We start from the raw sequence: 11,187 nt of genomic DNA, 5'->3' as shown, positions 1-11,187 counted from the left end.
CGCCCCGATGTAGTTGCCGATCTGGAGGCTGTCGGCGGAGGGCTGCATTCCGGAGTAGAGGCGCTGCTGCGTGGTCACCGTACGATCCTAGGCGTCGCGTGCAGTCGCGTCGGCGCCGTGTCAGATCCCCAGCGTGTAGTCGGCGATGACGGGGGAGTGGTCGCTCCAGCGGGTGTCGTACGACGGCGCGCGGTCGACGCGGTAGTCGGTGACCCGCTCGGCCAGGGCCGGGGTCACGACGTGGTAATCGATCCGCCACCCCGAGTCGTTGTCGAAGGCCTTTCCGCGCATCGACCACCACGTGTACGGCCCCTCGACCTCACCCGCGTGGCGACGGCCCACGTCGACCCACCCGAGGCCCGTGCCGGTCGAGCCGTCGACGCCCTCGACGGACTCGCCCGCGGGACCGAAGAACCGGTCGAAGTAGGCGCGCTCGCGGGGGAGGAATCCGGCGTTCTTGCGGTTGCCCCGCCAGTTCTTGATGTCGAGCTCGCGGTGCCCGACGTTGAGGTCGCCCATGACGATGGCGAGCGGCTGCGTGGCCCCGAGCTCGGCGAGACGCGCCTCCATGGCATCCAGGAAGAGCCACTTGGCCTCCTGCTTCGGGGTGTCGACCTCTCCGCTGTGCACGTAGGCGCTCACGACCGTCAGGGTCTCGCCGTCGATGTCGAAGTCGGTCTCGATCCAGCGACCCGACGCGTCGAGCGGCTCGGGACCGAGGTGGGTGCGGGTCGCGACGCCGGGCAGACGGCTGACGATCGCGACGCCCGCGCGACCCTTCTGCAGCGCCTCGTCGTTGACGATCCGCCACCCGGGCAGGGCTTCGGCGAGCTGCTCGGCGGTCGCCCGCACCTCCTGCAGGGCGAGGATGTCGGCGCCCGAGGCGTCGAGCCACTCGGTCATGCCCTTGCGCACGGCGGCACGGATGCCATTGACGTTGACGGAGACGATGCGTACGGAACGAGCCACTCGTCGAGCCTAACCGGGGCCTCCGACATGGGACCCGACCGCTCAGTCCGGAAGGAGCGTCGACCGCCGCGGCGCGGGCAGTTCCGCCTCGACCCGCTCGAGGTGCGCGCGCGCCGCGCGCAGTCTCCGCCGCGCGAGCCACCGTCGTGGCCAGCGCGCCAGGTCCGCGGTCTCCTCGGCCTCGCGCACGGCCACCTGCGCCGCGATCACGAGGGCCGTCTGCTCCATCGCGCGTCGATCCTCGAGCGATCGGAGCGGGACGTCCCGGTCGTTCGCCGCGACGGCGATCCAGGCGGCGGCCACCAGGATCACGATCCCCACCAGTCGGAACCACAGCAGGAAACCGATCAGCACCGTGAAGGTGGCCAGCAGAGGGTTCGAAGGGGAGTAGACGAACAGGAAGCCCGCACCGATCTGGAGCGCCACCATGCCCGCCGCGCCGACGATCGCCCCGGGCCAAATCCGCCGCCACGGCAGCGCGGTGCCGGTGAGGAACCGGAACAGCGAGGCCAGGGCGAGCGTGTTGATGCCGAAGGCGACCACGAGCGAGATCCCCCGCGCGCCGAGAGTCCACCCGAGGGTCTCACGCGTCCATCCGATCCACCCGAACACGAGGTCGATGGCACCGGTCGTGATCGAACCGAGCAGCGCGCCGACGAGGAGAGCCAGACCGAACAGCAGCGAGGCGACGAAGTCGCGCGCCTTCAGCAGCAGGTAGTTGCGCGCGTCGAAGGGCAGTCCGAACGTGTCCCGCACGGCGCGCCGGGTGAAGGTGACGAAGCCGATCGCGGTCCAGATGACCACGACACCGGCGACGCCTCCCGTGACGCCGAGGAGTTTGCCGCTCTCCTGCGCGACGGCCTCCACCTGCTCGCGCTTGATCAGACCGGTGTCGCTGATGATCCCCGGAATGTAGCCGTTGACGATCCGGATCAGACCGTCGATGGCGGCTTTGCTGCCACCCAGCCAGATCCCGACGCCCGCGAACGCGAGATACAGCGCCGAGAACAGCGTGAACAGGCCCTGGTAGCTCATGCCCGCGGCGAGCAGGAACCCGTTGTGGCGCAGGAAATGCCGCCACACCCGGATCGGGAACACCTGCGCGATCTTCGCCGCCTGCGCGATCGGCTGGTCGAGGCGTTCCCGCACCGCGGTCTCGAGCCGCTCGCGCAACGACGTCTCCTCGGTCGCCGCGCCGGGCAGCGGGCGGGAGTCGTGGCGGCTGTCGGTCACCCGTCGAGCCTAATGAATGGATGCCACCCCCTTCCGGCATCCGTCACGGGCGGGCACCCCGTGGCATCCGGTCGGAAACGACGAACGGCGGGGCGCCGAAGCGCACCCGCCGTTCGAGGAGTGAGGCTCAGCGACCGCGGAGGACCGCCTGCTTGACCTCGGCGATGGCCTTGGTGACCTCGATGCCGCGGGGGCATGCCTCGGTGCAGTTGAAGGTCGTGCGGCAGCGCCACACGCCTTCCTTGTCGTTGAGGATGTCGAGGCGCACGTCGCCCGCGTCATCGCGCGAGTCGAAGATGAAACGGTGAGCGTTGACGATCGCGGCGGGGCCGAAGTACTGGCCGTCGGTCCAGAACACGGGGCAGGACGACGTGCACGCGGCGCAGAGGATGCACTTGGTGGTGTCGTCGAAGACCTCGCGGTCGACGATCGACTGGATGCGCTCCTTGCCGGGCTCCGGCTTGCTGTTCGCGATGAGGAAGGGCTGCACCTCGCGGTAGGAGGCGAAGAACGGCTCCATGTCGACGATGAGGTCCTTCTCGAGCGGCAGACCCTTGATCGCCTCGACGTAGATCGGCTGCGAGATGTCGAGGTCCTTGATCAGCGTCTTGCACGCCAGGCGGTTGCGACCGTTGATGCGCATCGCATCCGATCCGCAGATGCCGTGCGCGCACGAACGGCGGAACGACAGCGTGCCGTCCTGCTCCCACTTGATCTTGTGCAGCGCGTCGAGCACGCGGTCCGTGGAGTACAGCTCCACGTCGTAGTCGACCCAGCGCGGTTCGTCATCGACCTCGGGGTCGAAGCGACGGATGTTGAACGTGACGAGGAACGACTGGATGCCGGTGTCCTCGGGGGACTGCTCGATGTCAGCGGGGGCGTCGGTCGTGGTGTCGAGCGCGGTCGCGGCCATCAGTACTTCCTCTCCAGGGGCGGGTAGCGCAACTCGCCAGCGTCGTTCTTCGTGAACACCACCGGCTTCCATCCGAGTTCGATGTGGTCGGCGGGGTGCGACGAGTGCGGGTCGCCGGTCAGGTACGCCATGGTGTGCTGCATGTAGTTCTCGTCGTCGCGCGTGGGGAAGTCGTCGCGCATGTGACCGCCGCGACTCTCCTCGCGGTTCTGTGCGGAGTAGACGACGACCTCGGCGAGGTCGAGCAGGAAGCCGAGCTCGACGGCCTCGAGCAGGTCGGTGTTGTACCGCTTGCCCTTGTCGTCGACGTGGACGTTCTTGTAGCGCTCACGCAGGTCCGCGATGATGTCGAGCACCTCGGCGAGCGAGTCGTGGGTGCGGAACACCTGGGCACCCTTGTCCATCTCGTCCTGCAGCGTCTTGCGCAGCACCGCGATGCGCTCGGTGCCCGAGTTGGCGCGCAGGCCCTCGATCATCTCGCGGACCTCCTTCGCGGGGTCCTCGGGGAGCGGGACGAAGTCGGCGGTCTGGACGTACTCGACGGCGTTGCGCCCGGCGCGCTTGCCGAACACGTTGATGTCCAGCAGCGAGTTGGTGCCGAGTCGGTTGGAGCCGTGCACCGACACGCACGCGCACTCGCCGGCGGCGTAAAGGCCCGGGACGACAGTGTCGTTGTCGGCGAGCACCTCGGCCTTGATGTTGGTCGGGATGCCGCCCATCGCGTAGTGGGCGGTCGGCATGACCGGCACGGGCTCGACGACCGGGTCGACACCGAGGTAGGTGCGGGCGAACTCCGTGATGTCGGGGAGCTTCGTCTCGAGGACCTCGGCACCCAGGTGCGTGCAGTCCAGGAGCACGTAGTCGCGGTGCGGGCCGGCGCCGCGGCCCTCCGCGACCTCCTGCACCATGCAGCGGGCGACGATGTCGCGCGGCGCGAGGTCCTTGATGGTCGGGGCGTAGCGCTCCATGAAGCGCTCACCGCTGGCGTTGCGGAGGATCGCCCCTTCACCGCGGGCACCTTCGGTGAGCAGGATGCCGAGACCGGCGAGCCCGGTGGGGTGGAACTGGAAGAACTCCATGTCCTCGAGCGGGAGGCCCTTGCGCCACACGATGCCCACGCCGTCACCGGTGAGGGTGTGGGCGTTGGACGTGGTCTTGAAGATCTTGCCGAAACCACCCGTGGCGAAGACGACGGCCTTGGACTGGAAGACGTGCAGGTCGCCGGTCGCGAGCTCGTACGCCACGACACCGGCGACCTGGGTCTGACCCGCGTCGTCCTTCACCGTGATCAGGTCGAGCACGTAGAACTCGTTGAAGAAGTTGATGCCGAGCTTGACGCAGTTCTGGAACAGGGTCTGCAGGATCATGTGACCGGTGCGGTCCGCGGCGTAGCACGCGCGGCGCACGGGGGTCTTGCCGTGGTCGGCCGTGTGCCCGCCGAAGCGTCGCTGGTCGATCTTGCCCTCGGGCGTGCGGTTGAACGGCAGGCCCATGTTCTCGAGGTCGATGACGGCGTCGATCGCCTCCTTGGCGAGGATCTCCGCGGCATCCTGGTCGACGAGGTAGTCGCCGCCCTTGATGGTGTCGAAGGTGTGCCACTCCCAGGAGTCCTCTTCGACGTTCGCGAGCGCCGCGGCCATGCCGCCCTGCGCCGCACCCGTGTGCGAGCGGGTGGGGTAGAGCTTGGAGATCACGGCCGTCTTGGCGCCCGGACCGGCTTCGATCGCCGCGCGCATGCCGGCGCCGCCGGCGCCGACGATCACGATGTCGAACTGGTGGTAGTGCACGCCGTCCTTGACGATCGTGTCCGCGCTGTTCTGAGTGCTCACGTGTGCAATGCCTCTGTTGTCTCAGTCGGGAAGGAGGATGCCGCGGCTCACGGCTGGCAGATCTCCCAGAGGGAGCTGCTGTCGGTGACGCCCAGGCAGGGATCGAAGGTGAAGACCACGAGCGTGCCGAGGAGGATCAGGAAGGCCGCCGACAGCCCGATCGCCCAGACCAGCACGCGCCGCACGGAGGTCGTCGTGACGTAGTCGTTGACGATCGTGCGCATGCCGTTCGCGCCGTGGATCAGGGCGAGCCACAGCATCAGCACGTCCCACCACTGCCAGAACGGCGAGGAGAGCTTGCCGGCGACGAACGCGAAGTCGATCTGGTGGATGCCCTCGCCGGTCATCAGGTTGACGAAGAGGTGTCCGAAGATGAGGACGATCAGCAGCACGCCGGAGGCGCGCATGTAGATCCAGCCCCACTTCTCGAGGTTGCGGCCTTTCTTCCGCACTGCGGGAGTGCGGGGCGCGGGGATCGTGCTGGCTTCCTGGGCGACGGACATCAGTGGCTCCCCGTGACGGCGCTGAAGACGTTGATGAGGTGACGCGGCGTGAAGCCCGCCATCGTGACGACCCAAAGGCCCAGGACGCCCCACCACAGCTGACGCTGGTGGCGCGTGGCCCACGGCCAGAGGTCGACGAGGATGATGCGCAGGCCATTGAACGCGTGGTAGGCGATCGCGCCGACGAGGGCGACTTCGCCGAGACCCATGATCGGGTTCTTGTAGGTGCCGATCACCGCGTTGTACGCCTCGGGCGAGACGCGGATGAGCGCCGTGTCCAGGATGTGGACCAGGAGGAAGAAGAAGATCGCGACACCGGTGATGCGGTGCAGGACCCACGACCACATGCCCTCGCGGCCGCGGTAGAGAGTGCCGCGCGGCCTCTTCGAGGTGGTCTCTTTCACCGACGGCGTGGCACGTGCTGGTGCTGACACGGTCGTCCTCCCTGATCGAACACGGTGTAGAGGGCCCGCACAGGCCCCGAGCGTCACACGGGCGCCCTTGGATACTACGTCCGGGCTATGAATCCGGGAGATGAGGGTCGCCTAACACTCTCTCGATGTCGAGATAGTTTCGCGGCAATTTCCGTATCGAGTTGTTTCGCTTCCGCGCGCGGAAATGCGGGGATGGGCCAAGTAGGGTCGGTGCCATGGCCGAACCTGCTATCGACGACTTCTACGCCGTGATCCCCGCCGGGGGAATCGGCAGCCGCCTGTGGCCGCTCTCGCGCGCGGATGCCCCCAAGTTCCTGCACGACCTCACCGGCTCCGGCCAGACACTGTTGCGGGACACGTGGGACCGGCTGGCCCCGCTGGCGGGTGCGGACCGGATCGCGGTCGTCACCGGGCGCGCGCACCGCGCCGCCGTCGAGCGCGAGCTCCCGGGCGTCCCCGACCACAACGTCTTCCTCGAGTCCGAGCCGCGCGACTCCAGCGCGGCGATCGGACTGGCCGCCGCGATCCTCGTCCGCCGCGAGCCCGACGTCATCATCGGGTCGTTCGCCGCCGACCACGTCATCCGCCAGACGCGGCAGTTCGACTTCGCCGTGCGCCAGGCCGTCGCGGTCGCGCGCGCCGGATACATCTGCACCATCGGCATCCAGCCCGCCGAAGCCTCGGTCGGATTCGGATACATCAAGCAGGCCGACGAGCTCATCGTCGACGGGGCACCCGAGGCCTACACGGTCGAGCGCTTCGTGGAGAAGCCCGACCTGGACACGGCCAAGGCCTATTTCGCCGACCGCTCGTACCTCTGGAACGCGGGCATGTTCATCACCCGGGCGGACGTGCTGCTCGCGGAGCTGGCCGTGAACGAGCCGGAACTGCACGCCGGCCTGATCGAACTCGCCGAGGCGTGGGACGACCGCGATCGGCGCGGACCCGCGGTGGACCGCATCTGGCCCGGCCTGAAGAAGATCGCCATCGACTATTCGGTCGCCGAGCCCGCGGCCGAGAAGGGCCGCCTCGCCGTCATCCCCGGGCACTTCGACTGGGACGACGTGGGCGACTTCGCGAGCCTCTCCAAGCTCAACTCCTCCGGGGGCCGCAACGAGCTGGCGATCCTGGGCGAGGACGCGCGCGTGCTCGCCGACGCGTCGAGCGGCATCGTCGTGACGCAGACCAAGCGCGTGATCAGCCTCATCGGCGTCCGCGACATCGTCGTGGTCGACACCCCCGATGCGCTCCTCGTGACGACCAGCGAGAACGCGCAGCGCGTCAAGGGCGTCGTGGACGCGCTCAAGCTCACCGGGCGCGGCGACGTCCTCTGACACCGGATGCCGTCGTCGGCGGCATCCGGTCCCTCTCCCCGGGGCGTCGTGTGGCGGTCGCATCACGCGAGATTGCGTCTTTGTAACCATTGCCGCCCACGGGCCGTCGCGACCCGCAAGCGATTCGTCACAGTGGGTAACGTGACTCCATCGTCCCCCGAACCCGTTGGGGGCATCGTCTTGGAGGACCATTCGTGAAGACCACGAAGAAGGCCGTCGTCAGCGGCCTCGCGATGATCGGCGCGGCCGTGCTGCTCGCCGGCTGCGGCGCCGCTCCCGAGAGCACCGGCTCGTCGGCCGCTGCCGGCGCCAGCGACTACCTGCCCTGCATGGTTTCGGACTCGGGCGGGTTCGACGACAAGTCGTTCAACCAGCTCGGCAAGGAGGGCCTGGACCAGGCCGCCGCCGAACTCGGCTCGAAGAAGCCGATCGAGGTCCAGTCGCAGGCCGAGACCGACTTCGCCTCCAACCTCTCCAGCCTCGTAGACCAGGGCTGCAACACGATCATCACGGTCGGCTTCCTCCTGGCCCCCGCCGCGCTCGAGTCGGCCACGGCCAACCCCGACCTGCAGTACGTCTCGATCGACGACACCGTCGACCAGAACTTCGACGGCAAGACCGACGCGCCGAACATCAAGCCGATCATCTTCGACACCGCTCAGGCGGCGTACCTCGCGGGCTACCTCGCCGCGGGTGTCTCCAAGACCGGCGTCGTCGGCACCTTCGGTGGCATGAACATCCCGACCGTCACGATCTTCATGGACGGCTTCGCCCAGGGCGTCGAGAAGTACAACACCGACAACGGCACCTCGGTGCGCGTGGTCGGTTGGGACCGCGCCGCCAAGGACGGCTCGTTCACCGGTGGCTTCGAGGCCAACGACACCGCCCGTCAGACCGCGCAGGCGATCATCGACCAGAACGTCGACGTGCTGCTGCCCGTCGGTGGCCCGATCTACCAGTCGGCCGCCGTCGCGATCCAGGACTCCGGCCGTCAGATCGCCATGGTCGGCGTGGACGCCGACGTCTTCCAGACCGACCCCTCGGTCGGCAGCCTGCTCCTGACCTCGATCCTCAAGGGCATCGACGTCGGCACCAAGGACGCGATCGTGTCCGCCGGTAAGGGCGAGTTCGACACCACGCCGTTCGTCGGCACGCTCGAGAACGACGGCGTCGGAATCGCGCCGTACCACGACTGGTCCGACCGGGTGCCCGCCGATCTCACCAGCAAGGTCGACGCGCTGAAGGCCGACATCATCAGCGGCAAGATCAAGGTCGAGTCCTACCTGGCCGGCTGAGAGATCCACTCTCCAGGGGAGGCCGGCTCCGTGCCGGCCTCCCCTCCCTTATGGGGCCGCGACCGTCGACCCCGCACGTTCGGACGGCATCCGCTCACGAGGTGGTCCGTCCCGCCGCACTCCGTGTGCGGCACCGCAGAACTTAGGATCGGGAACATGAAGCTCGAACTCCGCGGGATCACGAAAACCTTCGGGTCCCTGGTGGCGAACGATCACATCGACCTCACCGTCGAGGCCGGAGAGATCCACTGCCTGCTCGGCGAGAACGGTGCCGGCAAGTCCACCCTGATGAACGTCCTCTACGGCCTGTACCAGGCCGACGGGGGAGAGATCCTGCTGGACGACGCCGTCCAGCACTTCGCCGGACCCGGCGACGCGATGCGCGCCGGAATCGGCATGGTGCACCAGCACTTCATGCTCATCCCCGTCTTCACCGTCGCCGAGAACGTCATGCTCGGCCACGAGCCCACGAAATTCGGCGGCCGACTCGACCTCGCCGCGGCGCGCGCGAAGGTCAAGGAGATCTCCGACCGCTTCGGGTTCGACGTCGACCCCGACGCGCTCGTCGACGACCTGCCCGTAGGCGTCCAGCAGCGCGTCGAGATCATCAAGGCGTTGTCGAGGGATGCCAAGGTGCTCGTGTTCGACGAGCCCACGGCCGTGCTCACCCCCCAGGAGACGGACGAGCTGATGGCGATCATGCGTCAGCTCAAGGCATCCGGAACCTCCATCGTCTTCATCACCCACAAGCTCCGAGAGGTCCGCGAGGTCGCGGACCGCATCACGGTGATCCGCCTCGGCAAGGTGGTCGGCGAGGCCGACCCGCGCGCCTCGAACGCCGAGCTGGCCTCGCTGATGGTGGGTCGCGCCGTCGAGCTCACCGTTCAGAAGGAAGCCCCGACCCTCGGCGACGTCGCGCTGTCGGTCTCCCACCTCACCGTGGTCGATGCCATCGGCCAGCTCGTCGTCAACGACGTCAGCTTCGACGTGCGTCGCGGCGAGGTCCTGGCGATCGCGGGCGTGCAGGGCAACGGTCAGACCGAGCTCACCGAGGCGCTGCTCGGTCTCCAGGAGCGCGTCGAGGGATCCATCACGCTCGACGGCACCGAACTGCAGGGGCAGAGCGTGCGGGCCGTCCTCGAGGCCGGCGTCGGGTTCGTGCCGGAGGACCGCAAAGAGGACGGGCTCGTGGGGGAGTTCTCGATCGCCGAGAATCTCATGCTCGACCGCGCCGACGGCGCTCCGTTCGTCAAGGGCGGGGCTCTGCAGCTGTCCACCCTCGCCGACTTCGCGCACAAGAAGGTCGAAGAGTTCGACGTGCGCACGCCCTCGATCGAGACGCCCGTCGGACGTCTGTCCGGCGGCAACCAGCAGAAGGTCGTCCTGGCCCGTGAACTGAGCCGCGACCTGCGCCTGTTCGTCGCCGCGCAGCCGACCCGCGGCGTCGACGTGGGATCGATCGAGTTCATCCACAAGCGCGTCATCGAGACCCGCGACACCGGCGTTCCGGTGATCGTCGTCTCCACCGAACTCGACGAGGTCACCGCCCTCGCCGACCGCATCATGGTCATGTACCGGGGCCGCGTCGTCGGCATCGTCCCGGGCGACACCTCGCGCGACGTCCTCGGCCTGATGATGGCCGGCGAAGCGCCCCAGAACGAAGGAGTCGCCGCGTGAGCGATTCGCACAGCCCGCACGACCCGACGGCCGCCCGCGCCGATCGCGCCGCCGAGGTCGCCGCGTCGACCGAGGCCGACGTGGCCCTCGAGGGAAGCGTCGCCGTCGACACGGCGGCCGGCGCCCGGGTCGTGACGCCCCCGCCGGCGCCCGAGGAGAACCGGTGGAGCCGCGCTCTGCGCGAGATCGCGACCGGGAACGCCATCATCTCGGTGCTGGCCATCATCCTCGCGCTGCTCGTCGGCGCGATCATGATCGCCGCCACCGACGAGAACGTGCAGGCGGCGTCGGCGTACTTCTTCGCCCGGCCGGGTGACACGATCGCCGCGATCTGGCAGTCGGTCTCGGGCGCCTACTCGTCCTTCTTCCAGGGCGCGATCTACAACTTCCGCCGCCCGGAGTTCGCCACCGGCATCAAGCCGCTGACCGAGACGCTGACCTTCGCGACGCCGCTCATCGCCGCGGGCCTCGGTGTGGCCCTCGCGTTCCGCGTCGGCATGTTCAACATCGGTGGCCGTGGACAGATGCTCGTCGCCGCCGCGGCAGCGGGCTGGGTCGCGTTCTCCTTCGACCTGCCGTGGGGCGTCCACATGATCATCGCGCTCGTCGCGGGTGTGGTCGCCGGCGCCATCTGGGCGGGCATCGCCGGCGTCCTCAAGGCGCGCACCGGCGCGCACGAGGTCATCGTCACGATCATGCTCAACTACGTGGCGTACTACCTCGTGTACTACATGCTGCGCACGCCCGGCCTGCTCCAGGCTCCAGGATCGAGCAACCCCACGACCCCGCCGATGAAGGACACCGCGGTCTTCCCCGACCTCTTCGGTTCGGGCTACAACCTGCACTTCGGCTTCGTGCTCTCGATCGTCGCCGTGGTGGTGGTGTGGTGGATCCTCGAGCGGTCGTCGCTCGGCTTCCGCTTCCGCGCCGTCGGTCTGAACCCGAACGCCGCTCGCGTCGCGGGCATCAACGTGAAGTCGATGTACATCTACTCGATGCT

Annotated in this window: 10 protein-coding genes; 4 read left to right on the top strand and 6 right to left on the bottom strand. The window is 68.3% G+C overall.

Going from position 1 to position 11,187, the window contains the following annotated elements; genetic code table 11:
* Positions 1-120: 120 nt before the first annotated feature.
* The 6 genes from AVW09_RS14690 to sdhC form a co-directional block, all read right to left on the bottom strand.
* Positions 121-969: an exodeoxyribonuclease III gene (locus AVW09_RS14690; protein ID WP_063258763.1), complete on the bottom strand. Its 849-nt coding sequence runs from the start codon at positions 967-969 to the stop codon at positions 121-123.
* Positions 970-1,011: 42 nt separating this feature from the next.
* On the bottom strand, positions 1,012-2,202 hold the full coding sequence (locus tag AVW09_RS14685) for a YihY/virulence factor BrkB family protein (protein WP_082823004.1): 1,191 nt from the start codon (positions 2,200-2,202) through the stop codon (positions 1,012-1,014).
* Positions 2,203-2,329: 127 nt separating this feature from the next.
* Complete coding sequence (locus AVW09_RS14680; RefSeq protein ID WP_063258762.1) at positions 2,330-3,115, bottom strand: succinate dehydrogenase iron-sulfur subunit; 786 nt, start codon at positions 3,113-3,115, stop codon at positions 2,330-2,332.
* Positions 3,115-4,944 (bottom strand): succinate dehydrogenase flavoprotein subunit, encoded by a 1,830-nt coding sequence (gene sdhA, locus AVW09_RS14675; RefSeq protein WP_063258761.1) that lies wholly within the window; start codon positions 4,942-4,944, stop codon positions 3,115-3,117. The genes AVW09_RS14680 and sdhA overlap by 1 nt, the downstream gene beginning before the upstream one ends.
* Before the next feature lie 47 nt (positions 4,945-4,991).
* Positions 4,992-5,447 (bottom strand): succinate dehydrogenase hydrophobic membrane anchor subunit, encoded by a 456-nt coding sequence (locus tag AVW09_RS14670; RefSeq protein WP_063258760.1) that lies wholly within the window; start codon positions 5,445-5,447, stop codon positions 4,992-4,994.
* Positions 5,447-5,881 carry a succinate dehydrogenase, cytochrome b556 subunit gene (sdhC, locus tag AVW09_RS14665; RefSeq protein ID WP_082823003.1) on the bottom strand — a complete coding sequence of 145 codons (435 nt, stop codon included), beginning with the start codon at positions 5,879-5,881 and terminating at the stop codon, positions 5,447-5,449. The genes AVW09_RS14670 and sdhC overlap by 1 nt, the downstream gene beginning before the upstream one ends.
* A gap of 215 nt (positions 5,882-6,096) precedes the next feature.
* On the opposite strand from sdhC, the gene AVW09_RS14660 reads away from it, so the two are divergent.
* From AVW09_RS14660 to AVW09_RS14645, 4 genes are all read left to right on the top strand, one after another.
* Positions 6,097-7,215 carry a mannose-1-phosphate guanylyltransferase gene (locus AVW09_RS14660; RefSeq protein ID WP_063258759.1) on the top strand — a complete coding sequence of 373 codons (1,119 nt, stop codon included), beginning with the start codon at positions 6,097-6,099 and terminating at the stop codon, positions 7,213-7,215.
* A 233-nt stretch (positions 7,216-7,448) separates the two neighbouring features.
* On the top strand, positions 7,449-8,510 hold the full coding sequence (locus AVW09_RS14655) for a BMP family lipoprotein (protein ID WP_063258764.1): 1,062 nt from the start codon (positions 7,449-7,451) through the stop codon (positions 8,508-8,510).
* Positions 8,511-8,666: 156 nt separating this feature from the next.
* Positions 8,667-10,187, top strand: a complete 1,521-nt coding sequence (locus AVW09_RS14650; protein WP_063258758.1) for an ABC transporter ATP-binding protein — start codon at positions 8,667-8,669, stop codon at positions 10,185-10,187.
* Positions 10,184-11,187 (top strand): ABC transporter permease (locus tag AVW09_RS14645; protein WP_197462657.1); only part of this gene is annotated, 1,004 nt, incomplete at its 3' end. The genes AVW09_RS14650 and AVW09_RS14645, both read left to right, overlap by 4 nt.

Source organism: Microbacterium sp. T32 (genome assembly GCF_001619615.1).
Lineage (GTDB): Bacteria > Actinomycetota > Actinomycetes > Actinomycetales > Microbacteriaceae > Microbacterium.
Note: the sequence above shows the minus strand (reverse complement) of the source record. Positions and strands in the feature narration are given on the sequence as shown.